Raw genomic sequence first — 24,002 nt, 5'->3', positions numbered from 1 at the left:
CAGCAATAAATCACTGAGTATGGCAGGGATTATCCATATGTGCTGAGGGGTGCCTGGCCCGCTTTTTTTGACTTATACTATGCCAGTATCAAAAACTGAATAACGCAGGTGGCACATGGAAATTGATCTCGATAACTTAGTCTTTAACGGGCTGGATGAAGCAGAAGAGCGCAACGCGGAACGTCTCGACGATGCGGATAAAAAAGCTCAGGCGATTGTCGCCGATGACGACTGCGGCGATGCCTGCAAGATCTGAAGAAAAAGCACCGGGCTCCCCGGTGCTTTTTTTTTATGAATGCCTTTTGCTACCCGCTATCAGATCTCCGGCGTTTTGCTAAACCCGGTCAGCATCAGGATCAGGCTTTGGGGAGATGACCCCGTCTCAAACTGATAGTGATTTCCCTGACGATCGCCGCCGATATACCACGAAATGTCGGTTTTCCCTTCTGCCAGCGCCTTGCGCACCGCTTTATCCACGTCCACCATCCGGTATTCGCGGGAGTGGTTCAGGTACAGCACCGCATCCGAGCGATAGTTGCAGGAAGGTCGTGACTGCCAGCTCACGGTGGCCGGTTCCCAGTCGTTACTCGCCGGATAGAAGAAGATTTGATCCGCGCCGTCAGTTTCCACTTTCCCGCCATAAATTCTCACGCGGTATTTAAACTTGGCAGGATCCTGTCCGACAGGCAGCGGAGGGATGTTGAACTTCACCAGCGACAATGTTTCGCTGTTTTTCGTGCGTCCACCGTTCTTCCAGTTATCCTGCACCAGTAAGACCTGGGGATCGGGCTGTGAAAGTGCCGGTTCCATGCTGCTGAGCCAGACGTTAGCCTTCGCTTTTGAATAACCATACGGCACGGTGGTGCCGCAATCCATTCCCCGGTTCATGCACAGGTCGGTCATAAATCGCGCGGCATCTTCCGTCCAGCCGTTCATGAAGTCAGCATGCGCCGTATACAGGCTCCCCCACCGCTCTTCACGCTCACTACCATGCATGATGGGGTCGAGGGAAAGCTGGACTTTACTGGTATCCAGAGAGCTAATTGTCGGGAGCACGTACGCAATATTCATGTTCACCGTCGGGATCTTCACCGGGAAGGCGGACGGACACTGTCCTTTCGTATCGTAGGTGGCGTTAGCCAGGCCGTGGGCGGGCTTCAGGTTGACCCCGTCCCAGCAGTTCGGGAACTGAATGCCGATATTAAACTGCACGGCATCCTTCGCCTTGCGTAAGCCGCAGACTTCACCCGTTCTGGTGGTATAGCCCTTACCATTGGCGCATAAAAAGGTGATATGCGGATTTGGCGCGGTGCCATGATGATCGCCCGCCAGCAGCGACAGCCCCGGCGGAAACGGATGAAGCGGCCAGGCGTCAACGTTCGATGCCTGATAATAGGTTTTTTGATAGGCGGGTTTGACTACCGTTCCGTCCGGCAATTTTAGCGACGGAGCCCAGTAGGCCGAGCTGTCTGCTTTGTTATCGCAGGTGGTCTTTTCCTGGGTACGCAGAGATTCACGGCTGGAGTAAGCATCCGCGTGCACGTTACCAAAAAAATCGTGCAGCATAGCCTCATTGGGCATGCCGAACATCATAATGGCATCATCGCCGAGGGTGTGGGAATAACTGCATACAACATGCGCCTGTGGACCAGCGTGTACCGCCTGCATGGTAAGCAGAAGTGCGGAGGCAGAAAGCGCGGGGGTTAATACTGTCCGTTTCATTATTATCTCCATCTGTGAAAGGAGATAGTGGTAACAAAACGGCCATCATTTACCGAGGATTTGCCTGGGTATTTTTCCCTTCATCCTCGCTTTACAGACACCACGCACAGCTCATTCCAGTACATTTCGCGCGTCCGGCGCAGTTCAGCGTGACGTTTTATCATGGAACCACTCCGGGTCGATGTTGGCTACGTCCACGCCATACAGGCTGGCGACAGGCAGTATTGACTCAAGAACACGTTGCGCGCTGTTCTCCGCATTCACTGGTCGGGGCGCAAAAAACCGCCGTAACGTGCTTATCCATTTTTTCATCGTCATTACCCTTCTCGCTTAACCTGTCCTCAGTTAAACACCCAAATTGCGCCCGGGGGAAATATCAAAATCCACTGTCGATGTGCAGGATCTGCAAATAGCGCCCCGCCGTCTGCTCTCTTCTTTAACACCTTGTTCACTCATGCTTTTTTTCTCATAGCAAAGAACGATTTCTTATTTGGCGATAGCTTTCCCTTATGGGAGCGTAACGGGGTAAAACAAAAACAACGGGATGGCGTATGACTATGGCTGCAAAAATGAAAGGGTTTAAAAAACGGGCGCAGGTTCTGGGATTAGTGGCAGCCTGGGGCCTGGTTTCAGCGCAGGCGCAGGCCGATCGGCTGGCGGATATCAAGGCAGCAGGCGTGGTGAAAGTGGCCACGTTTGATGCCAATCCACCCTTTGGCTCGATTGATGCCAAAACACATGAGATAGTGGGTTACGACGTGGACTTCGCCAAAGCGCTGGCGAAATCGCTTGGCGTAAAGCTTGAACTGGTCGCCACCAATCCGGCTAACCGTATACCGCTGCTACAGTCCGGAAAAGCGGATCTCATCGTGGCGGATATCACCATCACTCCGGAACGCGCACAGGTCATTGATTTCTCGACGCCTTACTTTGTCACCGGCCAGCAGTTCCTGGTTCCGGCAAAATCACCGGACAAGCTTGATGACTATAGCCGGGCACGCATTGGCGCCGTAAAAGGTACGACGGGTGAACAGGCGCTGCACCAGCGTTTTTCGCAGTCCCGCGTCCTCTCTTATGATGATATTCCGCTGGCGCTGACGGCACTGCGCAATGGCAACGTGCAGGCCATTACCCAGGACAGCACCATTCTGGCCGGTCTGCTGGCGCAGGCGCCGGATAAAGCCGACTTCAAAATCCTGCCCGACCTGCTCAGTAAAGAAGAGATTGGCGTGGGGGTGAAAAAGGGTGAAACGGCGCTGCTGAAAGCCGTTAACGATGAGCTGGTAACCCTGGAGAAAAACGGCCAGGCGGCAAAAATCTATGACGTCTGGTTCGGTCCAGGCACCCCAGCTCCACAGCCTCGTAACTTTAAAATAGAAGCCCGGTAATATGCTCTCAGGTTTATTTTCACGCTCCGCGGCCAATGCCGCGGATTTTTCACGTCTGGAACAGGCCAGCGTTGAGTTTCGCCATGTGGACAAACGCTACGGCGACCATCCGGTTTTAACCGACATTAACCTCACCATCATGCCGGGTGAAGTGGTTGCCATTCTCGGCCCTTCGGGTTCCGGAAAATCGACCCTGATTCGGCTTATCAACCAGCTTGAGAGCCTGAGCGGCGGGGAGATTCTGATCGACCACAAGCCGACCGGACAGCTTTCCGGCAGCAGGCTACGTCAGTTACGCAGCCGCGTCGGGTTTGTGTTCCAGCAGTTCAATCTCTATGCCCACCTTACCGCCAGTCAGAACATTACCCTGGCACTGGAGCACGTTCACGGCTGGAAACCCCTGCCTGCCCAGGAGCGCGCGCTGGCGCTGCTGGAGAAGGTCGGCATGCTGGAGAAGGCGCACCGCTTCCCCGCTGAACTTTCCGGCGGACAGCAGCAGCGCGTGGCGATTGCCCGTGCTCTGGCCTCGTCGCCGCAAATCATTCTCTTTGACGAGCCGACGTCGGCACTCGACCCGGAAATGATTGGCGAAGTGCTGTTTGTGATGAAAACCCTCGCGCACAGCGGGATCACCATGATTGTCGTTACCCATGAGATGCAGTTCGCCCGGGAAATTGCCGATCGAATCGTCTTTATCGACGGCGGAAAAATTCTGGAAACCGCGCCCCCGGCGCAATTTTTCAATCGACCGTCGCATCCCCGTGCGAGGCGTTTCCTGCAAAAAGTGCTGGATCCGCTGCATCAGGAGCAACTGTAATGCCCGCTCTGGACTGGCAGGGGGTGCTGGCCGGACAGCCCCTGCACTGGATCCTCTCCGGATTTCTCACCACTCTGTGGGTGACGCTGGCGGGGATTATGCTGGCCAGCCTGCTCGCCTTGTTCTTTATGCTTTTGCGGCTTTCCGGGGGACGTTTCGGGACATTGATCGTCAGCTGCTGGGTATCGCTGTTTCGCAATACGCCGCTGCTGGTACAGCTGCTGTTCTGGTATTTCGCCGCCTGGAACGGGTTGCCGCAGGGGCTGCGTGACGCGGTGAACGCAGACCACAGCTGGTCCATTTTACCCGGTGACGTCTGGTGGTTTACGCCAGAGTTTTTATGCTCCGCCTGGGGGTTAGGCGTCTTTACCTCGGCGTTTTTAATTGAAGAAGTGGAATCGGGGCTGCGTTCCGTACCTGCCGGGCAACGGGAGGCGGCGCTCGCTCAGGGATTTTCCTCATGGCGTCTGTTTCGCTACATTCTTCTGCCACAGGGGCTCGCTAACGCGTGGCAGCCCGTCGTCGGCCAGTACCTTAACCTGATGAAGCTCTCCTCGCTCGCGAGCGGGATTGGCTTCGCCGAACTGACCTACCAGGTCCGCCAGATAGAAAGTTACAACGCCCATGCACTGGAAGCCTTCACCGTCGGTACGGTGCTCTACTTGCTTACCGGGATGGTGACGGGAAGCGTGCTGGTGCGCCTCGGCCCCCATTCAGGGAGGAAAAATCATGATCCCCGGATTTAACGTTGTTGTCGAAAACCTGGATTATCTGCTTTGGGGACGTGCGGCTGCGGGAGAACCCGGCGGCGTACTGCTCTCACTGCTGATGGCCGCAGGCGCCGCCGCGCTTGCCCTGCCCGGCGGGATTGTGCTGGCTTGCGTCGCCTGGCGCTATCCCGGCGTGGTGCGCAGTGCGCTGTTTGCGTGGGCAGAGTTGATTCGCGGGATCCCCCTGATCTTCGTGATATTCTGGATGTGGTATCTGCTGCCACTGATAACCGGCAGGGATCTCCCGGGCGCGACGACCGTCACGCTGGCGCTGGCCTGGTTTACCGCGGCTGCGGTGATGCATTCGGTGTTAGCCGGACTGAGAGCTCTGCCGTCGGGCCAGAATGAGGCCGCGCTTTCTCAAGGGTTCAGTACGCAGCAAACGCTGTGGCGCGTGCTGCTGCCGCAGGCGCTGAGAAATATTCTGCCGTCGCTGGTGGGGATTTTTATCAGCCTGCTGAAGGATACGTCGCTGGCGTTTATCGTGAACGTTCCTGAACTGACCACGGTGGCGGGACAGATCAACAACCGGGTGCAAATTTACCCGGCGGCCATTTTTATCTTCACGGGTGTAATCTATTACCTGCTCTGCTGCTCGCTTGAGCTGCTCGCGAAGCGCTGGCGCGTCAGCCGGCCAGCGCTTTAACCACCGTTTCCATCGCTTTGGTGGTCAACTCACTGCGCTTAACGCGCTGGTTCGCCAGCGCGGTACGCAGAACGCCCGCAATGACAATATGTTTCGGCTCCTGCCCTAAATCACGCATTTCGAGAACGACCTTGCCTACCACCCGACACATCTCCTGGTAAAGCGCTTCGTCTTTGGTCACATTGCCCATTGCCATCACTCCGTTGCCCTAAACCGTCAGCTTAAATCATTCGTCGGCTGGATACAAAAAAGAAGCCCGGCGTGTAGTTCGCCGGGCTTCGTCTGGAAAATCAGGAGATTAGTTGTTTACCGGGATGACCGCGCCTTTGTATTTGGTGCGGATCCAGTCCTGGATCTCTTTGGAGTGCAGCACGTTCACCAGCGCGACGATATCCTTCTTCTTCTCGTCACCGCGATGAACGGTAATGATGTTGGCGTACGGGTTATTCTCACCGCTTTCAACCGCAATTGGATCGTGCACCGGATCCAGACCGGCATCAATTGCGTAGTTGGCGTTGATCACCACCGCAGCACCTTCGTCGTTGTTGTACATCTGCGGCAGCAGAGATGCCTCGACGTTAGGGGTGAATTGCAGCTTTTTCGGGTTCTCCACGATATCGCTGATGCGCGCGGTCACTTTATCGATGCCTGGCTTCAGCTTGATCACGCCCTCTTTTTCGAAGATGGAGAGAATACGCCCTTCCTCGGAAACCGCATCACGCATGATGATTTTGCCGCCTTCCGGCAGATCCTTCAGCGATTTGTATTTTTTCGAATAGATACCGATCGGCTCAATGTGGATTGCGCCCGCACTGACAAAGTCATAATCCTTATCGCCCGCATGATCTTTCAGGACGCTGTTCAGGTAAGGGATGTGCTGGAAATAGTTTGCGTCAATGTCATGCCCCGCCAGCGCCGTATTTGGCAGAATGTAGTCCTGGAACGGTTTAATCTCCAGATCGATCCCCTGCTTCGCCAGAATCGGCTTAGCCTGCTCCAGAATTTCCGCGTGCGGGGTGTTGGACGCCCCCACGGTGAGCGTGTCCGCCCAGGAGGCAAAGCTCAGGGCACTCAGGGTTGCGGCGGCGATCAGTGTCAGTGTCTTTTTCATGATGTGGTTCCTGTGTGTATTTATTAGCGTTTATCTAACAGTGAAGTAATGGCATCGCCGCAGAACTGGATAATGAACACGATGATCAGAATGGTCACCGTTGCCACCAGCGTGACGTCACCATGGTTGCGCTGGAATCCTTCCAGATAAGCCAGATTTCCCAAACCGCCGGCACCTATCACCCCTGCCATTGCGCTGTAGCTCACCAGCGCAATCAGCGTCACCGTCATACCTGAAACCAGTGCGGGTGAAGATTCCGGCAATAAAACCCGAAACACTAACGTGCTCAGCCGCGCGCCCATCGAACGCGTGGCCTCAATGACTCCTTTGTCTACTTCTCGCAAGGCAATCTCGACCAGACGGGCGTAGAACGGCGCCGCGCCCACAATCAGGGCGGGCAGCGCAGCGTTAGCGCCGAGAATGGTCCCCACAACGGTCTTGGTGAACGGGATCAGCAGAACGATGAGAATGATGAACGGAATCGAGCGGAACACGTTCACCACAATCGACATCACGCTGTAGACCGTGCGGTTGTGGAATAACCCGCCGCGGGCGGTTAAAAACAGCGCCAGACCGAGCGCGCTCCCCAGGACAAACGTTGCCACGCCGGAAAGCGCGGTCATGTAAAGCGTCTCCTGGGTTGCAGCCCAAAGCTGATCCCACTTCAGGTGCGGAAAGAGTTCTTCAGCCATGCTTGATTACCTCGCCTTCAATATCGCTTTGCTTCAGGTCGGCGAGGATATTGTTCAGTTGTTCGTCCGATGCCACCACGTGCACCCAGAGCTGCCCGAAAACACCGTGGGCGGTTTGCGTCATTTTGCCGTGCAGGATGTTAAACGGCAGGCCGTAGCGCAGGGTCAGTTCACCGACGATCGGCCTGTGCGTGCTGTGCCCGGTGAAGGTCAGCCTGATCACCGTGCCTTCCAGATCTTTTGCCAGTTCGGTATTGAAGGTCTCTTCCTCCGCGTACTGGCTCACCTGGCGGACAAACTGCCGGGTGATCGGCTGCTGCGGATGCGTAAACACGCTCAGCACGTCCCCCTCTTCTACCACCTTGCCGTTTTCCATCACCGCCACGCGGTCGCAGATTTTGCGCACCACGTGCATCTCATGCGTAATGAGTACGATGGTCAGGTTAAAGCGACGGTTAATGTCCAGGAGCAGATCGAGGATCTGATCGGTGGTCTGCGGATCCAGCGCCGAGGTGGCTTCGTCACACAGCAGTACGTCCGGATGATTGGCCAGCGCGCGGGCAATGCCCACACGTTGTTTTTGCCCGCCGCTCAGCTGGGATGGGTAGGCATTCTCGCGCCCCTTCAGGCCGACCAGCTCCACCAGCTCGGCAACGCGAGCCTGAATTTGCGCTTTTGGCACACCGGCAATTTGCATTGAAAAGGCGATGTTTTCCTTCACCGTGCGCGACCAAAGCAGATTAAAGTGCTGGAACACCATGCTGATTTTCAGGCGTGCCTGACGCAGCGCTTCTCCCTTCGCGGCGGAGATATCCTGACCGTTAATGGTGACGCTGCCGGCGCTGGGCTTTTCCAGACCGTTCAGCAGACGGATCAGCGTACTTTTCCCGGCCCCGCTGTAACCGATGATCCCGTAAATCTGTCCCTGCTCTATCGTCAGGTTGACGTTATCAACGGCTGTCAGCGCCTGTTTCCCGTTGTCAAAAACCTTCGAAATATTGCTGAGTACAATCATTCTTATTCGTTATCCGTTTCGCATATAGCGGTTTAGCAGTTTGGATGTCCAAAAGATAGTAAACAGCCGTTATCAGCTTTTAAATGACCAAAAAAGAATTTCTTATAATGCTCAGGAATAAGCAGCGAACTGGCGGGTGAAAAGCATTTAGATGAATATCAGCAATAATTATCTGCCATTTGCATATCAGGTCTTACTCACCCGACGAAATCGGCTAATTTTGCAGCACTTTATGCGGATATAGCCATCCTCACATCCGGACAACTTTACGTCTTGCTGTCTTTCCATCTGAAAACACAAGGATTATTCCTTTCCGTTCTAAAACTCAGTGAAAGGTTCTTTATTGAGAAAATTTCATGGTTCTATCATCCGGTCATCACCTCTTCACAGGACATGACCATGACGCTTTACCACTCCGTCACCGAACTGATTGGCCGTACGCCGCTCATCCAGCTGCACAAGCTGGACACCGGCCCCTGCTCGCTGTTTCTGAAGCTGGAAAACCAGAATCCCGGCGGCTCGATTAAAGACCGCGTCGCGTTGTCGATGATTAATGAAGCCGAGCGTACGGGCCAGCTACGGCCCGGCGGCACCATTATTGAAGCCACGGCGGGGAACACCGGCCTGGGGCTGGCGTTGATTGCGGCGCAGAAGGGCTACTCGCTGATCCTGGTGGTGCCGGACAAAATGAGCCTCGAGAAGATTTTCCACCTGCGCGCGTTAGGGGCGCAGGTCGTGCTGACCCGTTCAGATGTGAATAAAGGGCATCCGGCCTACTACCAGGATTATGCCCGGCGGCTGGCGAACGAACTGCCAGGCGCGTTTTATATTGATCAGTTCAATAACGCGGCCAATCCGCTGGCGCACCGCACCACTACCGCACCGGAACTGTTTGAACAGCTTGACGGCCAGATCGATGCCATCGTCGTCGGCGTGGGGTCCGGCGGTACGCTGGGCGGCTTACAGGCGTGGTTTGCAGAACATTTGCCGCAGACGGAATTTGTGCTTGCCGATCCGGCCGGGTCGGTGCTGGCGGACCAGGTTGAAAACGTACGCCATCACGATGCCGGATCGTGGCTGGTTGAAGGGATTGGCGAAGACTTTATCCCTCCGCTGGCGCACATCGAAGGGGTTAACCGCGCCTGGCGCATTACCGATCGCGAGGCGTTCACCACCGCCCGCGATCTGCTAAAAACGGAAGGGATCCTGGCAGGCTCCTCCACCGGCACGCTGCTGGCGGCGGCGCTGAAATATTGCCAGGCGCAGACTACGCCAAAACGTGTGGTCACCTTCGCCTGCGACAGCGGCAATAAATACCTCTCGAAGATGTTCAACGACGACTGGATGCGCCAGCAGGGGCTGATTTCGCGTCCGCAGGCAGGCGATCTCTCGGACTATATTGCCCTGCGCCACGATGAAGGCGCGACGGTGACTGCCGCCCCGGACGACACGCTTTCCACCGTGCTGGCCCGCATGCGCCTGTACGACATCTCCCAGCTGCCGGTGCTCGATAACGACAAGGTCGTCGGCATCATCGACGAGTGGGACCTGCTGCGACACATCGGGGGAGATGCCGATCGCTTCTCTCTCCCCGTGACGGCGGCCATGACGCGTCAGGTCGAATATCTGGATAAGCAGGCCCCGGAGAGCGCCCTGTACGCCATCTTTGACCGTGGCCTGGTGGCGATTATTTGTGACGAAGATCGCTTTCTGGGTCTGATCACACGCAGTGATGTACTCACCGCCTGGCGTAACCGCCTGACAAAATAAAAGGAGCAAAAGATGAAAAACCTGGCCACCCTCAGCGTTCACAGCGGTGAGTATCACGACCCGCACGGCGCCGTGATGCCGCCAATTTACGCCACGTCGACGTTTGCGCAACCGGCACCGGGTGAACATACCGGCTACGAATACTCCCGGAGCGGCAATCCAACCCGCCACGCGCTGGAGACCGCCATCGCCGAACTGGAAGGCGGCACGCGCGGGTACGCTTTCGCGTCAGGGCTGGCAGCCATTTCCACCGTGCTCGAACTGCTGGATAAAGACAGCCATATCGTCGCCATTGACGACGTGTATGGCGGTACGTATCGCCTGATCGAAAACGTGCGCAAGCGCAGCACTGGGTTACAGGTGAGCTGGGTTAAGCCGGACGATGTAGCCGGGCTTGAGGCCGCCATTCGCCCGGACACGCGCATGATCTGGGTGGAAACGCCAACGAACCCGCTGTTGAAACTGGCCGACCTGGAGGCCATCGCGGACATTGCCCGGCGCCATAATGCGATCAGCGTGGCGGATAATACCTTCGCCTCCCCGGTCATTCACCGGCCGCTGGAGGCGGGGTTCGATATAGTGGTCCACTCCGCCACTAAATATCTCAACGGTCATTCAGACGTGGTTGCCGGGCTGGCTGTTGTCGGGGCAAATAAGGATCTCGCGGAGCGTCTGGGCTATCTGCAAAACGCGGTTGGCGGCGTTCTGGATCCGTTCAGCAGTTTCCTGACGCTGCGGGGGATTCGCACCCTCTCACTGTGCGTTGAGAAGCACAGCGCCAACGCACTGGCAATTGCGCAATGGCTGGAGCAGCATCCGCAGGTAGACCGCGTGTTCTATCCCGGGCTGGCGTCACATCCCCAGTATGCGCTGGCACGCAGACAAATGGCGCTGCCGGGCGGCATGATCTCCGTTGTGATTAAAGGCGATGTGCAACGCGCGGCAGAGGTGATCCGTCATCTTACGCTCTTTACCCTGGCGGAAAGTCTGGGCGGTGTGGAGAGTCTGGTGAGCCAGCCCTACAGCATGACCCACGCCTCCATACCTCTGGCGCAGCGTCTTGCAAACGGCATTGTGCCGCAGCTTATCCGCCTGTCGGTGGGGATTGAGGATGCGAAGGATCTGATCGCCGACCTTCAGCAGGCGCTGGAAAAGTGAGCAAAAAACGGCGGGCGTTGCGCCTGCCGTCATAAGATGACATTAGACCTTAACGCCTTGATAACAAACTTATGTGAATCTGCACAGATTGTTTTGAAACGCTGTTTCCATTTTCCTTTTTACTGTAAATCAGCGTATAATGCGCGCCAAATCCCTGGTGAATGGTTTCAGCGCTTGGAATACAAAAAACAACGTACAACTTCTCCTCTCCTTCGTTGGGCTGGCACTCAGGCACACTTTCTTCTGCACGCTCATTTGATGTCACCTATTCTTAGTGCGTGTCATATACTCTTTCGCAACACAGGTTTGACTCCGCGGCGGTGCGCCCCCGGAGCGAGATTTCCATATCCTTCCCAACTTAAAGACTAAGACTGTCATGAAAAAGACGAAAATTGTTTGTACTATCGGCCCGAAAACCGAATCCGAAGAGATGCTGAGCAAAATGCTGGATGCCGGCATGAACGTGATGCGTCTGAACTTCTCCCACGGCGACTATGCTGAACACGGTCAGCGTATCCAGAACTTGCGCAACGTGATGAGCAAGACCGGGAAAAAAGCGGCAATCCTGCTCGACACCAAAGGTCCTGAAATCCGCACCATCAAACTGGAAGGCGGTAACGACGTTTCCCTGAAAGCGGGCCAGACCTTCACCTTCACCACCGACAAATCCGTTGTGGGTAACAACGAAATCGTTGCCGTGACCTACGAAGGCTTCACCAGCGATCTGTCTGTTGGCAACACCGTGCTGGTAGATGACGGCCTGATCGGCATGGAAGTGACGGCGATCGAAGGTAACAAGGTTATCTGTAAAGTGCTGAACAACGGCGATCTGGGCGAAAACAAAGGCGTTAACCTGCCGGGTGTGTCCATTGCGCTGCCAGCGCTGGCTGAAAAAGACAAACAAGACCTGATCTTCGGCTGCGAACAAGGCGTGGACTTCGTTGCTGCCTCCTTTATCCGTAAACGTTCTGACGTGGTTGAGATCCGTGAGCACCTGAAAGCGCACGGCGGCGAGAACATTCAGATCATCTCCAAGATCGAAAACCAGGAAGGCCTGAACAACTTCGACGAAATCCTCGAAGCGTCTGACGGTATCATGGTAGCGCGTGGCGACCTGGGCGTAGAAATCCCGGTTGAAGAAGTGATCTTCGCGCAGAAGATGATGATCGAGAAATGTGTTCGCGCGCGTAAAGTGGTTATCACCGCAACGCAGATGCTGGACTCCATGATCAAAAACCCACGCCCTACCCGCGCTGAAGCAGGCGACGTAGCAAACGCCATCCTCGACGGTACCGATGCCGTTATGCTGTCTGGCGAATCTGCAAAAGGGAAATACCCTCTGGAAGCGGTCGGTATCATGGCGACCATCTGTGAGCGTACCGACCGCGTGATGAAAAGCCGTCTGGATTACAACAACGACAGCCGTAAACTGCGCATCACCGAAGCCGTGTGCCGTGGTGCGGTAGAAACCGCTGAGAAACTGGAAGCCCCACTGATTGTCGTGGCGACCCAGGGTGGTAAATCTGCGCGTGCCGTGCGTAAATATTTCCCGGATGCGACCATTCTGGCGCTGACCACCAACGAAACTACCGCGCGTCAGCTGGTGCTGAGCAAAGGTGTGATCCCACACCTGGTGAAAGAGATTGCCTCTACCGATGATTTCTATCGTCTGGGTAAAGAAGTGGCTCTGGAACTGGTTGATTGTGGCCTGGCCCAGAAAGGCGACGTGGTGGTTATGGTTTCTGGCGCGCTGGTTCCAAGCGGCACCACCAACACTGCATCTGTCCACGTGCTGTAATATTTCACGAACAAATTATTGTTTTGTTAAAAAGCGTCCTTCGGGGCGCTTTTTTTATTCCCGCCTTTAACCAGAACTATTCAAAAAGCAAATCGGGTTTTTCTATTTAATCGCGATTTATCTAAGATGAATCCGATGAAAAATGCCTTTTTTAACATAGCTTTTTCGTCAAAATTGCCGATTTCGTTGCTTCTTTGAGCGAACGATCAAAAATAGGCGTAATCCCATCAAAAAAATATTCTCAACCCAAAAAACTTTGTGTAATACTTGTAACGCTACATGGAGATTAACTCAATCTAGAGGGTATTAATAATGAATCGTACTAAACTGGTACTGGGCGCGGTAATCCTGGGTTCTACTCTGCTGGCAGGTTGCTCCAGCAACGCTAAAATCGATCAGCTGTCTTCTGACGTTCAGACTCTGAACGCTAAAGTTGACCAGCTGAGCAACGACGTGAACGCAATGCGTTCCGACGTTCAGGCTGCTAAAGACGACGCAGCTCGCGCTAACCAGCGTCTGGACAACCAGGCTACTAAATACCGTAAGTAATAGTACCTGTTAATAAAATGGCGCACATTGTGCGCCATTTTTTTTGCCTTCGTCAAACCTCTACTGAAGCGCTTTCTCTCCCTCGCCTTCCGCCACCGCCGCTGAGACACGACTGTTCTGTACCGACAGGACAGAATTGCTGGCTGAAGAACCACTGCCTGCTGACACGGCAACCGGGATCCCCGCTCTGCGCGCCAGGGCCTTGTCGATTTGCGTTTTATCGCTACCTGACTCCGCTGCAAAGGCGGTAAACGCCGCCGAGTGCGTGAACGGCACCGTCTGTGGGTTTTCGCCCTCAGCCTGCGCCAGCGGCCTGTGCACCTCGATATAACGTTTGCCGTCCGGCTCGACGGAGAACTTCACCGGCTCATTGATGATCTGCACCCGCGTGCCGACGCGCACTTGCTCAAACAACGCTTTGATATCCGGCGCATTCATTCGCATACAACCCGAGCTGACCCGCAACCCTACGCTGTCCGGCGCGCTGGTGCCGTGAATAAGATATTCCCCATTCCCGATACCCAGACGAAGCGCAAAGCGCCCCAGCGGGTTATTTGGCCCTGCGGGTACCACAGGCGGCAGTTTAATGCCCTGGGCCAGTGAGCGCGCTCTGATGCCCGCAGTGGGGGTCCAGGTAGGGTTAGGGATTTTCTGACTCACACGGGTGGTGCTGACCGGTGTTTCCAGCCCAAGCTGACCAATGCCCAGCGGATAGACCTGCACGATATTTTCGCCAGGCAGATAGAAGTAAAGACGCAGCTCCGCCAGATTCACCACAATGCCCTCACGCTCGGTGTCCGGCAGTAGCATCTGGGAAGGGATGGTAATGACCGTTCCTGGCGCAGGGTTCACCGGAGCAATGGTATTATTGGTTTCAAGGATCAGCTGTGCGGCGGTATTAAAGCGACGAGCGATAGACTGAAGTTTATTGTCACCTTCCTGAATGGTGTATGTCTGGTTTTGCCCAATCAGGCGGCTGCCTGCGGGCGGTAAAGGATAATCAACCGCCCAGGCTGAATTAACAGCACTGAGCGAACCAAGGAGTAATAGAGTAGAGATGCGCGCTTCATGCTGAGATTCCTTATTCACTGACCAAACGTCAGAAAGCTGAAAAACCAGCGAGGTGGAAACCACCTCGCGAAACAGAATGAATGCTGTTCTGTCAGTTTAGCTAAGGATTGCGGCTTTGGCGCGTATGGCGCGGATCATCGCTTCCAGTCCCTGGGATCGGGACGGGGTGAGGTGCTGGGTTAAGGCCATTTTTTCAAACCACGGGCGAACGTCAAAGGCGACAATATCCTGCGCCGACATCTGGTGATAAAGAATAAATACGACGGCAATAAGCCCCTTCACAATGGCGGCATCGCTGTCACCCTGTAATTCAATTACGCCTTCATCCGTCTGTTGCATCAGGATCCAGACCTGGCTCTGGCAGCCCTGAATGATGTTGTCCGGGTTATGCGCCTCTTCGCTGAGCGGCGGCAGGCGCTGGCCCAGCTCGATAATATAAAGGTATTTCTCTTCCCAGTTCGCGCAACGCCCAAAGTTGCGCAGCAATTTATCTCTGTCCGGCAAATCTGCCATCTCTCGCCTCTCCGTTAGCCAAGCAGCTGGTGAATACGTTTTAGTCCCGCCACCAGTCTGTCGACCTCTTCCGTTGTGTTGTACATCACCAGCGATGCGCGGCACATAGCCGGTACCTGATAATACGCCATCAGCGGCATCGCGCAGTGATGCCCGGTACGTACGGCGACGCCGTAATTATCAAGGAAACTGCCTACATCATAGGCGTGATGCTTGCCGAGGTTGAAGGCTATCACACCCAGACGGTCAGCAGGGCCATATAAGGTCAGTTCCGGGACGCTGGCCAGCTCCTGCAAGGCATAATGCATCAGCTGCTGTTCGTACTCCTGAATCGCCGCCAGCCCCGTTTCAGAGACGTAGCTAATGGCCGCGCCCAGCCCGATGATCCCGCCCGTGTTGGGCGTACCCGCCTCGAAGCGCCAGGGCGCACGGGCGTAGGTTGTGCCGTCCGTCAGGCTGACGGTGGCGATCATTGACCCGCCCCCTTCCCACGGCGGCATGGCCTGGAGAATGTCCTCTTTCACATACAACACGCCAATGCCCGTCGGGCCATACAGCTTGTGCCCGGAGAAGACGTAGAAATCGCAGTCCAGAGCCTGAACGTCAACCGCATGGTGCATCACCGCCTGGGCGCCATCAATCAACACTTTCGCACCAACCTGATGAGCTTTGTCGACGATCAGCGACACCGGATTTTCCGTCCCCAGCACGTTTGAAACGTGGGTCACCGCCACCAGCCGCGTTCTGTCGTCCAGCAGGGCGTCCAGCTTTTCCAGCTGGAGCGTGCCGTCTTCATTTAGGGGGATCACCCGCAGTTGCGCCCCCACACGCTCACAGAGCATCTGCCAGGGCACGATGTTGGCATGGTGCTCCATCTGGGTGATGATGATGTTATCTCCCGCGTGCACCTGCGCATTGCCCCAGCTGTTAGCCACCAGGTTGATCCCTTCGGTGGTGCCGCGCACGAATACCAGCTCTTCCGGCGAACGCGCGTTGAGGAAGGCCGCAACCTGAGTGCGCACGTTTTCCATGCGCTGGGTCGCCTCGGCGCTCAGGGTGTGGATCCCGCGATGTACCGCCGCATAACCGTGGCGGTAAAACTCGGCTTCCGCATCCACCACCTGATTTGGTTTTTGCGCGCTGGCCGCACTGTCGAGATAGGCCAGCGGCAGACCGTTCACTTCACGGGTCAGTACCGGAAAATCTGCCCGGACTTTCTCTACGGGAAATGTCATGCTTCGCCTCCAGGCAGCCGCTGACCGATACGGGCCAGCACCTGCTGTTTAAGTCCGCCATCGGGCAGCGCTTCCGTCAGCTCAGCCGCAAAGGCGTAAATAATCATCTTTTGCGCGGCCTGCTGGTCTATCCCGCGCGAGCGCAGGTAGAACATCTGCTCATCGTCAATACGCCCAACCGTCGCACCGTGGCTGCATTTCACGTCGTCCGCATAGATTTCCAGCTGTGGTTTGGTGTCCACCTCTGCCAGACGTCCCAGCAAGAGGTTATTGTTGGTCATCTGCCCGTCAGTTTTGATGGCGTGCTGCGCCACGTTGATCAGGCCGTTAAACACCGCACGTCCTTTGTCGCTGACGATGGTTTTGTGCAGCTGACGGCTGTTGCAGTAGCCTTTGTTATGCTCAAGCCAGGTGCGCGTGTCGCACACTTCTGACTTCACCGGCATCGCCAGGCTGTTAATACGCAGCGTAGTGTTTTCACCGTTCAGCTGGGTGCTGGTATTGTGGCGCAGCACCGCGCCGCCAAGCAGGAAGCTGTGGCTGTACGCCGCGGCATCCTGGCCCAGCAGAATATCGTTGTGAGCGAAGTGGTGACTGAGCGGATTCTCAAACGCCAGCTTGATGTGGTGCAGCTGGGCATTGGCCGCCACGTTCATCGTCAGACGCGAACCGGTAAAATGACGGGTGTCGTTAAGGCTGACGTAATGCTCGATCACCGTCGCCTCCGCCCCTTCTGCCAGCTCAAGATGGTGGCGATAGTGGGCGGTGTTAATCTCATCACCCTCAACGCCCTGGGTGATATGCATCAGCAGCAGCGGTTTCGCCGGGCGCTGGTTACGCTTAACGCGAATATGGGTGACAGATTGCGACAGGCTCTCTGTCAGGTGCAGGAAGACTTCAGGCTGAACGGGCGCGTTCAGCGACTGACGTTCATCGTTAATGACGATATCGAACCCGCTCTCCTGCACGTTGTCGCTCAGCTCCGCACGGAACAGACCGTCGACAAACACCAGACGCACGGCATCCACGCTCAGCGCCAGCATGTCGCGCTGATCGGGGCTGACCTGCGCCAGACGGGTGACAAACTCGCCGTTCAGCAGGCCATCCAGCGGGGTATATTTCCAGTTCTCATGTTTACGCGTCGGTAAACCGAGACGCAGCATCTGCTGGAGATGGTGCTGAGCCTGTTCAGAGCGCGCTCCACCCTGCGCTTCAAACAGCCGGTGCCACTGCTGAAGTGCATTACTGCTGTTCGGTAAGCCAGCCATAACCCTGCTCCTCCAGTTGTTTAACCAGCGTAAAGTCACCGGATTTCACAATGCGTCCCTGGTAAAGCACGTGGACATAGTCCGGTTTGATGTAATCCAGAATTCGCTGATAGTGAGTCACGATGATAAATGAGCGGTTGCCGTCACGCAGGGAGTTCACCCCGTCGGCAACGATCTTCAGGGCATCGATATCCAGCCCTGAATCGGTCTCATCGAGAATGCACAGCGCCGGTTCCAGAACCGCCATTTGCAGAATATCGTTACGTTTCTTCTCACCGCCGGAGAAACCCACGTTTACCGAGCGGGTCAACAGATCTTCCGGCATTTTCAGCAGCTTAATCTTTTCTTCCATCAGATCCTGGAAGTCAAAGCGATCCAGCGCCTCAAGGCCGCGATACTTGCGCACCGCGTTCAGCGCGGTTTGCAGGAAGAACTGGTTGCTGACGCCCGGAATTTCCACCGGATACTGGAAGGCCATAAAGATGCCCTCGCCGGCACGCTCTTCCGGCGACATCTCCAGCAGATCTTTGCCGTTAAACTCAACGGAGCCGCTGGTAACTTCATAATCTTCGCGTCCTGCCAGCGTCGCTGAAAGCGTACTTTTCCCGGAGCCGTTTGGCCCCATGATGGCGTGAACTTCACCCGGTTTGACGTCAAAATTGAGGCCACGCAGGATCTCTTTCTCTTCCACGCTAACCTGTAAATCTTTAATGCTTAACATGTGCTTTCCTTAACCGACGCTGTGTTCAAGACTAATGGCGAGGAGTTTCTGGGCTTCAACGGCAAATTCCAGCGGCAGTTCAGAGAACACGTCCTTACAGAAGCCGTTAACGATCATTGAAATCGCATCTTCTTCACTGATCCCGCGTTGCAGGCAGTAGAAAAGCTGATCTTCACCAATACGTGACGTAGTTGCCTCATGCTCAAGCTGGGCGCTGTTATTGCGGCATTCGACATACGGGAAGGTATGCGCCCCGCAGTCCGCGCCAATCAGCATGGAGTCACACTGGGTGAAGTTACGCGCGTTGGTTGCCGTCGGCATGATTTTCACCAGCCCGCGATAGCTGTTCTGGCTGTGACCGGCAGAGATCCCTTTGGAGATGATGGTCGATTTGGTGTTTTTACCGATGTGGATCATCTTGGTGCCGGTATCGGCCTGCTGATGACCGCTGGTCAGCGCCACGGAGTAAAACTCACCGATGGAGTTGTCGCCGCGCAGAATACAGCTCGGGTATTTCCAGGTAATGGCGGAGCCGGTTTCTGACTGCGTCCAGGACATTTTGCTGTTTTCGCCTTCGCACAGCGCGCGTTTGGTGACGAAGTTCAGAATACCACCGGTGTTGCCGTCGCCCGGGAACCAGTTCTGTACCGTAGAGTACTTCACTTCCGCATCTTTATGGATGATCACCTCTACCACCGCCGCGTGCAGCTGGTAGCTGTCGCGCACAGGAGCGGAGCACCCTTCGATGTAGCTTACGTAGCTGCCTTCATCGGCCACCAGGATGGTGCGTTCAAACTGGCCGGTTTTTTCCGCGTTGATGCGGAAATAGGTCGAGAGCTCCATCGGGCAGCGCACGCCTTTCGGCACGTAGATAAAAGTACCGTCTGACGCCACCGCCGCATTCAGTGCCGCGAAGAAGTTATCGTTACTCGGCACCACGGTACCAATATACTTTTTCACCAGCTCGGGGTGATCGTGAATGGCTTCACCAAAGGAACAGAAAATGATCCCCTGCTCCGCCAGTTTTTCACGGTAGGTGGTTGCCACCGAGACGGAGTCAAAAATGGCGTCTACCGCCACCTCTTTGCCTTCGCGCACGGGCACGCCGAGCTGATTAAACGCCTCTTCCACCTCTTTACTCAGGAAGCTGTTCTCCGCGCCGGTTTGCTGAACCGCGCCGGGTTGCGAGGCACAGGTATCATCACAGCTGCCGCAGGAGGGCGCGGAGTAGTAGCTATAATCCTGATAGTTCAGCTTATCGTAATGCGCTTTCAGCCAGTGGGGTTCTTCCATCTCCAGCCACGCGCGGAATGCGCTCAGGCGAAACTCCAGCATCCACTCCGGCTCGTTACGTTTCGCCGAAATGGCGCGCACGACCTCTTCGTTGATGCCTTTCGCCAGCTCATCGGTTTGCAGCTGCGTAAAGAAACCCTCTTTATAGTTGAGGTGTCCGCCGCTCCAGGTGTTTACATCACTCGTTGCTTCAGTATTACGAGACATAGTACCGCCTATACCCCAAAGCTTTCGCCGCAGCCGCATTCGTTCTGGGCTTTCGGGTTATGAAATTTGAATAACTGGTTTAAACCTTCCCGAACGTAGTCGACTTCGGTTCCATCGATAAACGGCATCGCCTGTAGCGCGACGTATAACTTTGCACCGTCGGTTTCAAAGACCAGATCGTCCTTTTCAGGTTCGGTTACGGTATCCAGCACGTAGCCAAATCCCGCGCAGCCAGTCTGCTTAACGCCTAAGCGTACGCCGAGGATGTCGGGATTTTTTGCCACCAGCTCATGAATATGCGCCGCCGCCGCGGGCGTCAGCGTTAAACCACGCCAGGCAAAATCGGCCGGATTGAAGGTTTCTGAATGCAGTTCCATAGGTCCACCTCATCTGATAAGCCACCAAGGCATAACACCATGTTAGTGATAACGATTATCACTTCAACCCCCTACGAGCAGGGGCTTTGGGCTAAACCGCCCTTTTTGGCTACTTTCATTAAGCATAGACCCTGTGACGGGATGCGGATGGGATGGTTAGATTTGTTCAATGCATTGATAAATAATGCATTTCATAAGAAAGGCGGTAAGGTGACGGGCAATGATAAAAATTGTATTGGAAATACCTATTTTTGAGATAGCTAAAGTACGCGCAGGCACCATATACATTTTTTACGTATGCCTCCCCCTTAAGACAGGTTCTTTTTAATCCTTTTTTGCCTTACCTGGGCGCGCATAAAGACTTTTGATGGATAAGTTAACCATTATTTATCAGTCTGATAGTGGTTAAATTCCGATCATGATTAATTACATAAACTCATCCCTTTTCGGCGTAATGTTTCCCTTGTTAACCATTTATTCAATAAGGGATTAAATTATGTGGAGTGCCCATAAAGCCGCAGTTCATGCTCGCCAGCATGCAGGTCAGTATAGCCAGAAAAGATGTGCAGAATTTGTTTCGAAATCCATTCGCGCCGGCGGTGCTAATCTACAGAACACACATTATGCTAAGGATATGAAAAGCAATTTAATTCTGGCGGGTTTCCACCAGGTTTACGGTGAGCCTGTTGAGGGCGATGTGGCGGTGATCCAGCCCACTGCGCACCACCCATATGGCCACGCTTGCATCTATGGTGGGAACGGCGTCTGGTACTCTGATTTTGTTCAGCGAACAATGTATCCGGGAAAGGAATACCGGGAATTAAAGCCAGCATATGCAATTTACAGGCATGACTGACATGAAAAAAATAATTCTGGCGATCCTGCTTCTGCCCACTCTCGCATCCGCTGCACAGAAGTTCCCCCCTGAGGTATCCGCTGCCCTTCAGTTTAATAAATGGTACATCTCGCAAATTATTATCGGGAAAGAGCCCCTGAAAAACTATGAAGCGCTGAGGCCATATGTAACCCGCGAAACTATCAGCAAACTCAAAGCCATGGATAAGCTGGATCCAGATGAATATGACGTGCCTGACGTCGATATGTTCATCAAGGCTCAGGGATATGAAGATGACTGGGGCATCGTCAGTGCGCGGGCGCTGGATTACGATGCCGCCTGTATGCAGGTTTATATCTCATTCGGCAAAAAGCGGGATCACACCGTGATTGACTGCATGGTCAAGGAAGATGGCGTGTGGAAAGTTGAATCCGTGGCCAGTATGAATATTTCAGACAACCTGATGATGGAATAAACCGACGATATGACAGGGGTACTGATGCTATGCATCTTCGCGGATACCCCTGTCGTATCGCCAGAAGGCAAAATCCCGCACTGGCGGTTTACCGTTGGCCCCCTTAACATCAGTGATGGAACGAAACGGCGAAACCCTGTTCACGCCAGTGGTCGAGCTGCTCCTGTTGACGAGGCGTAGGCGCTTTACCGGTCCAGACGAAGATTTTTTGCCCGGGGAAGAGTTCAGGACGTGGAGAATCAATCGGCTCAGCCAGCACGTCGATATGCCAGCCTTTGTAGGCAAGACGGGCCGCTTCCAGCCACAAATGCGTACGGTCGTCGCACTCCCACCCAATCAGCAGCGCATCCTTACCTGCTTTTTTTCGCGACTCACCCAGGCTTGCAACGGCAAACTCAATCAGGACACCGTCCAGCAGGCTCGCCATGTGGCGCACCGTATTCTGGTCCTGGTTCATTCGCTGCCGCACAGGGGTGATGATGTTATCTATCAGAACATCCATCGCATGGTCCCGGCGGAATTCGCCGATTTTGGCACGCAGTTTTGCCGGGCTGGCATAGCGCAGAACGGTTAACATCTCTTCCTGAAACGATGCCCAGTTACCCTGAGTCATCACTTCTGTATTTTCAAGAAGCGCTTTTACTTTACCGACCGAAACACCCGTTTTCATCAGGCGCTTGATCTCTTCGATACGCAGGATATCTTCATCGTCAAACTGACGATGACCCCCTTCGCTTCGCTGCGGCTTCAACAATCCATAACGGCGCTGCCAGGCACGCAGCGTAACGGGGTTGATACCGCATCGTTCGGCCACTTCGCCGATACTGTAATAGGCCATTAACTCCCTCACGCACATTACTTCCATACCTAACCAAACCAACCTTATCAGATTGTACAAATCATTTGTATAACTAACTCCTCGTTCTGAGACAAGTGAATGGCTCAATGAACCACTCACTCGTTAATGTATTGTTGTATAAATTTCGCCGTACGTACAGGTTACTCTTAACAGTTACGTACAGGTTTTTATAAATCGTACTTTTTATCAGGCCAGGCAATCGCCGGAACGCCCCCCAGACGCGGGCTGGCGAAAAGGTGTCCCTGGAACTGAGAAACCCCGGCAGATTCCAGCCACATCCACTCTTCAGCCAGCTCTACGCCTACCGCACAGAACAGAATTTCCAGAGACGCACAGCATTTAATGATCGCCTGAATAATAGCCTGACGCGGGCCGCTCTTGTGTACGTTGGCAATCAAATCACGGCTGATCTTGATTCTGTCCGGCTGGAACTGGGCCAGCAGTTGCAGACCGGCGAATCCCGCGCCAAAGTGATCGATGGCCACGCTGATCCCGGCGCTTTTAAGCTGTCTGACCGCGCTGGTGAACTCTTCAAAGCGCGAGATCGCCTCGCTCTCGGTGAACTCGACCACAATTTGCTCCGGCACAAAACCGTTCGCCTCAATTGCCGTCAGTAAAAAATCGACGGCGCCAGGAACATTGACCAGCGTCATCGGCAGCAGATTGATGGACAACGTTTGAGTCTGTAGGCCCAGCGCGCTGGCCATCGACAAAGCCACCTGCTTACTCTTCAGATCCGATTCGTACAGTGCCTCACGCGACAGGTTGGCAAAATAGCTTTCCGGCGACTCTCCGGACGGCGTGCGGATCAGGGCTTCCCAGGAAACCACCTGCTGCATAAACGGATCGACAATAGGTTGAAACGCAAAACTACAGTCCGCGCCCTTTGCCACTACCGTCGGCTGGGTGGATAACGGCGTGTTTTCGGTGACAAATTCCCAGGCGTCAGCCGGAGGCAGCTCAAAGTAGTTGGCTTTTTCAGTAGACTCAACGAAGGTGCGGAAAAATTGCAGGGCGCGATCGTTATAGGTCAGCTGATAGCGGGTTGTGCCTTTATCAAGAACCTGTTGCAGCACTTCGTCGGTATCGTACTGACGAAGGTCAAAGAGCTCCATACCCACGTTGCCAAAACGTCTTGAAGGCCCGTGATCGCTTAATAATTCGACCACGTTGTGATGCCGTGGGTCACGGCAGATGAGCTCATAGATCTCCTTAACGTTATCAGCGGGCCCTTCAAGTAACTGAAAAAAGTGTGTGCCGTTAAACAGCAAAATCCCCGTCACATCGAACTGGCGATTTCGACAATTTGCAGCAGCGACCATGTCTTCCAGCGCTTTAACTGGAACGTCCTCGCAGATATGACTGCGGTAAATGATGGTTGTGAGCATGCTAATCCTGAAGATTGAGGGGGTGACCACGAAAACACGTGGGGAGAACTCTGTTATAGCACATTAATTGCCCAACAAATAATTTACATCTCAACGATTTACACGGCTTTTTTGCGTCATTTACGGGCTTGTACAACTCTGCAACGCCGCTTCGGATTGTACAATATATCTTGTGAATCCCGCAGTAAATCGTATAAGAATAAGCACTTGATAAATAATGATTTTATAAAATATATAATAAAATCTTTAAAAAATTGTACATTTTAAATGTACAGATTTGAAAATTATGTATACCTTAAATGTAACGTTACTGATTACGAAAAT

Annotated in this window: 28 protein-coding genes; 13 read left to right on the top strand and 15 right to left on the bottom strand. The window is 54.4% G+C overall.

From position 1 onward, the window contains the following. Positions 1-115: 115 nt before the first annotated feature. The gene (locus tag ACQG1Y_RS09745; protein WP_003857665.1) at positions 116-256 is read left to right on the top strand and encodes a hypothetical protein; all 141 of its coding nucleotides are present in this window, start codon (positions 116-118) and stop codon (positions 254-256) included. A gap of 59 nt (positions 257-315) precedes the next feature. On the opposite strand, the gene ACQG1Y_RS09740 is transcribed toward ACQG1Y_RS09745, so the two are convergent. Together ACQG1Y_RS09740 and ACQG1Y_RS09735 are read right to left on the bottom strand one after the other, a co-directional pair. After that, a complete protein-coding gene (locus ACQG1Y_RS09740) occupies positions 316-1,722 on the bottom strand; it encodes a DUF1996 domain-containing protein (protein ID WP_047741359.1) in 1,407 nt (468 codons plus the stop codon). Positions 1,723-1,866: 144 nt separating this feature from the next. Next, positions 1,867-2,034, bottom strand: coding sequence for a hypothetical protein (locus ACQG1Y_RS09735; RefSeq protein WP_032653328.1), 168 nt, complete (start codon positions 2,032-2,034; stop codon positions 1,867-1,869). Positions 2,035-2,279: 245 nt separating this feature from the next. Between ACQG1Y_RS09735 and ACQG1Y_RS09730 the strand changes: the two genes are divergently transcribed. The 4 genes from ACQG1Y_RS09730 to ACQG1Y_RS09715 are packed head-to-tail and all read left to right on the top strand — an operon-like array spanning position 2,280 to position 5,343. After that, positions 2,280-3,110, top strand: coding sequence for an ABC transporter substrate-binding protein (locus tag ACQG1Y_RS09730; RefSeq protein WP_368740518.1), 831 nt, complete (start codon positions 2,280-2,282; stop codon positions 3,108-3,110). A 1-nt stretch (position 3,111) separates the two neighbouring features. Further along, a complete protein-coding gene (locus tag ACQG1Y_RS09725) occupies positions 3,112-3,927 on the top strand; it encodes an amino acid ABC transporter ATP-binding protein (RefSeq protein ID WP_426736736.1) in 816 nt (271 codons plus the stop codon). After that, the gene (locus ACQG1Y_RS09720; protein ID WP_047057699.1) at positions 3,927-4,673 is read left to right on the top strand and encodes an amino acid ABC transporter permease; all 747 of its coding nucleotides are present in this window, start codon (positions 3,927-3,929) and stop codon (positions 4,671-4,673) included. The genes ACQG1Y_RS09725 and ACQG1Y_RS09720 overlap by 1 nt, the downstream gene beginning before the upstream one ends. Next, complete coding sequence (locus ACQG1Y_RS09715; protein WP_047057697.1) at positions 4,657-5,343, top strand: amino acid ABC transporter permease; 687 nt, start codon at positions 4,657-4,659, stop codon at positions 5,341-5,343. The genes ACQG1Y_RS09720 and ACQG1Y_RS09715 overlap by 17 nt, the downstream gene beginning before the upstream one ends. Here the strand turns inward: ACQG1Y_RS09715 and fumD are convergent. From fumD to ACQG1Y_RS09695, 4 genes are all read right to left on the bottom strand, one after another. Then, a complete protein-coding gene (gene fumD, locus ACQG1Y_RS09710; protein ID WP_003857676.1) occupies positions 5,324-5,533 on the bottom strand; it encodes a fumarate hydratase FumD in 210 nt (69 codons plus the stop codon). The genes ACQG1Y_RS09715 and fumD overlap by 20 nt on opposite strands. A gap of 108 nt (positions 5,534-5,641) precedes the next feature. Further along, positions 5,642-6,454 carry a MetQ/NlpA family ABC transporter substrate-binding protein gene (locus tag ACQG1Y_RS09705; RefSeq protein ID WP_003857677.1) on the bottom strand — a complete coding sequence of 271 codons (813 nt, stop codon included), beginning with the start codon at positions 6,452-6,454 and terminating at the stop codon, positions 5,642-5,644. A gap of 23 nt (positions 6,455-6,477) precedes the next feature. Beyond that, on the bottom strand, positions 6,478-7,146 hold the full coding sequence (locus tag ACQG1Y_RS09700; protein WP_047057695.1) for a methionine ABC transporter permease: 669 nt from the start codon (positions 7,144-7,146) through the stop codon (positions 6,478-6,480). Further along, positions 7,139-8,161 carry a methionine ABC transporter ATP-binding protein gene (locus ACQG1Y_RS09695; protein WP_368740516.1) on the bottom strand — a complete coding sequence of 341 codons (1,023 nt, stop codon included), beginning with the start codon at positions 8,159-8,161 and terminating at the stop codon, positions 7,139-7,141. Before ACQG1Y_RS09695 ends, ACQG1Y_RS09700 begins: the two co-directional genes overlap by 8 nt. A gap of 399 nt (positions 8,162-8,560) precedes the next feature. Here ACQG1Y_RS09695 and ACQG1Y_RS09690 point away from each other — a divergent pair, with 399 nt between their 5' ends. The 5 genes from ACQG1Y_RS09690 to lpp all read left to right on the top strand — a co-directional run bounded on the left by ACQG1Y_RS09690 (position 8,561) and on the right by lpp (position 13,436). Then, positions 8,561-9,931 carry a pyridoxal-phosphate dependent enzyme gene (locus tag ACQG1Y_RS09690; RefSeq protein WP_414234581.1) on the top strand — a complete coding sequence of 457 codons (1,371 nt, stop codon included), beginning with the start codon at positions 8,561-8,563 and terminating at the stop codon, positions 9,929-9,931. A 12-nt stretch (positions 9,932-9,943) separates the two neighbouring features. Next, entirely contained in the window at positions 9,944-11,089 is a 1,146-nt protein-coding gene (locus ACQG1Y_RS09685; protein WP_368740514.1) for a PLP-dependent aspartate aminotransferase family protein, read from the top strand. Positions 11,090-11,125: 36 nt separating this feature from the next. Further along, the gene (locus ACQG1Y_RS09680) at positions 11,126-11,458 is read left to right on the top strand and encodes a hypothetical protein (protein ID WP_418235933.1); all 333 of its coding nucleotides are present in this window, start codon (positions 11,126-11,128) and stop codon (positions 11,456-11,458) included. Between the two features lie 7 nt (positions 11,459-11,465). Further along, a complete protein-coding gene (pykF, locus tag ACQG1Y_RS09675) occupies positions 11,466-12,887 on the top strand; it encodes a pyruvate kinase PykF (protein WP_015570703.1) in 1,422 nt (473 codons plus the stop codon). 312 nt (positions 12,888-13,199) lie between these two features. Further along, complete coding sequence (lpp, locus tag ACQG1Y_RS09670) at positions 13,200-13,436, top strand: murein lipoprotein Lpp (RefSeq protein WP_001082307.1); 237 nt, start codon at positions 13,200-13,202, stop codon at positions 13,434-13,436. 60 nt (positions 13,437-13,496) lie between these two features. Here lpp and ldtE read toward each other — a convergent pair whose 3' ends face one another. The 7 genes from ldtE to sufA all read right to left on the bottom strand — a co-directional run bounded on the left by ldtE (position 13,497) and on the right by sufA (position 20,121). Further along, positions 13,497-14,525: a L,D-transpeptidase LdtE gene (gene ldtE, locus ACQG1Y_RS09665; RefSeq protein ID WP_426736735.1), complete on the bottom strand. Its 1,029-nt coding sequence runs from the start codon at positions 14,523-14,525 to the stop codon at positions 13,497-13,499. Positions 14,526-14,603: 78 nt separating this feature from the next. Then, positions 14,604-15,020: a cysteine desulfuration protein SufE gene (gene sufE, locus ACQG1Y_RS09660; RefSeq protein ID WP_017693566.1), complete on the bottom strand. Its 417-nt coding sequence runs from the start codon at positions 15,018-15,020 to the stop codon at positions 14,604-14,606. 14 nt (positions 15,021-15,034) lie between these two features. Then, positions 15,035-16,255, bottom strand: coding sequence for a cysteine desulfurase SufS (sufS, locus tag ACQG1Y_RS09655; RefSeq protein WP_047735035.1), 1,221 nt, complete (start codon positions 16,253-16,255; stop codon positions 15,035-15,037). Beyond that, a complete protein-coding gene (sufD, locus tag ACQG1Y_RS09650) occupies positions 16,252-17,523 on the bottom strand; it encodes a Fe-S cluster assembly protein SufD (RefSeq protein WP_047741362.1) in 1,272 nt (423 codons plus the stop codon). Before sufD ends, sufS begins: the two co-directional genes overlap by 4 nt. Then, a complete protein-coding gene (gene sufC, locus ACQG1Y_RS09645; RefSeq protein WP_003857736.1) occupies positions 17,498-18,244 on the bottom strand; it encodes a Fe-S cluster assembly ATPase SufC in 747 nt (248 codons plus the stop codon). Before sufC ends, sufD begins: the two co-directional genes overlap by 26 nt. Before the next feature lie 9 nt (positions 18,245-18,253). After that, on the bottom strand, positions 18,254-19,744 hold the full coding sequence (gene sufB / locus ACQG1Y_RS09640) for a Fe-S cluster assembly protein SufB (RefSeq protein WP_003857739.1): 1,491 nt from the start codon (positions 19,742-19,744) through the stop codon (positions 18,254-18,256). Between the two features lie 8 nt (positions 19,745-19,752). Continuing rightward, positions 19,753-20,121: a Fe-S cluster assembly scaffold SufA gene (gene sufA / locus ACQG1Y_RS09635; protein WP_003857741.1), complete on the bottom strand. Its 369-nt coding sequence runs from the start codon at positions 20,119-20,121 to the stop codon at positions 19,753-19,755. Between the two features lie 39 nt (positions 20,122-20,160). Here sufA and ACQG1Y_RS09630 point away from each other — a divergent pair, with 39 nt between their 5' ends. The 3 genes from ACQG1Y_RS09630 (at position 20,161) to ACQG1Y_RS09620 (ending at position 21,431) form a co-directional block, all read left to right on the top strand. Then, positions 20,161-20,376 carry a hypothetical protein gene (locus tag ACQG1Y_RS09630; RefSeq protein WP_023296364.1) on the top strand — a complete coding sequence of 72 codons (216 nt, stop codon included), beginning with the start codon at positions 20,161-20,163 and terminating at the stop codon, positions 20,374-20,376. Between the two features lie 241 nt (positions 20,377-20,617). After that, complete coding sequence (locus ACQG1Y_RS09625) at positions 20,618-20,977, top strand: hypothetical protein (protein ID WP_017693570.1); 360 nt, start codon at positions 20,618-20,620, stop codon at positions 20,975-20,977. Position 20,978: 1 nt separating this feature from the next. Further along, positions 20,979-21,431 (top strand): DUF3828 domain-containing protein, encoded by a 453-nt coding sequence (locus ACQG1Y_RS09620; protein ID WP_017384630.1) that lies wholly within the window; start codon positions 20,979-20,981, stop codon positions 21,429-21,431. 109 nt (positions 21,432-21,540) lie between these two features. On the opposite strand, the gene ACQG1Y_RS09615 is transcribed toward ACQG1Y_RS09620, so the two are convergent. Beyond that, positions 21,541-22,269 (bottom strand): MerR family transcriptional regulator, encoded by a 729-nt coding sequence (locus tag ACQG1Y_RS09615; RefSeq protein WP_015570709.1) that lies wholly within the window; start codon positions 22,267-22,269, stop codon positions 21,541-21,543. 188 nt (positions 22,270-22,457) lie between these two features. Next, positions 22,458-23,678, bottom strand: a complete 1,221-nt coding sequence (locus ACQG1Y_RS09610; RefSeq protein ID WP_032670065.1) for a diguanylate phosphodiesterase — start codon at positions 23,676-23,678, stop codon at positions 22,458-22,460. Positions 23,679-24,002: the final 324 nt, after the last annotated feature.

Origin of the sequence: Enterobacter cloacae complex sp. 397G4 (assembly GCF_050031515.1) — a bacterium.
Taxonomy (GTDB): domain Bacteria; phylum Pseudomonadota; class Gammaproteobacteria; order Enterobacterales; family Enterobacteriaceae; genus Enterobacter; species Enterobacter hormaechei_C.
The sequence above is the reverse complement of the archived record's forward strand: the minus strand, read 5'-3'. Positions and strand labels throughout refer to the sequence as shown.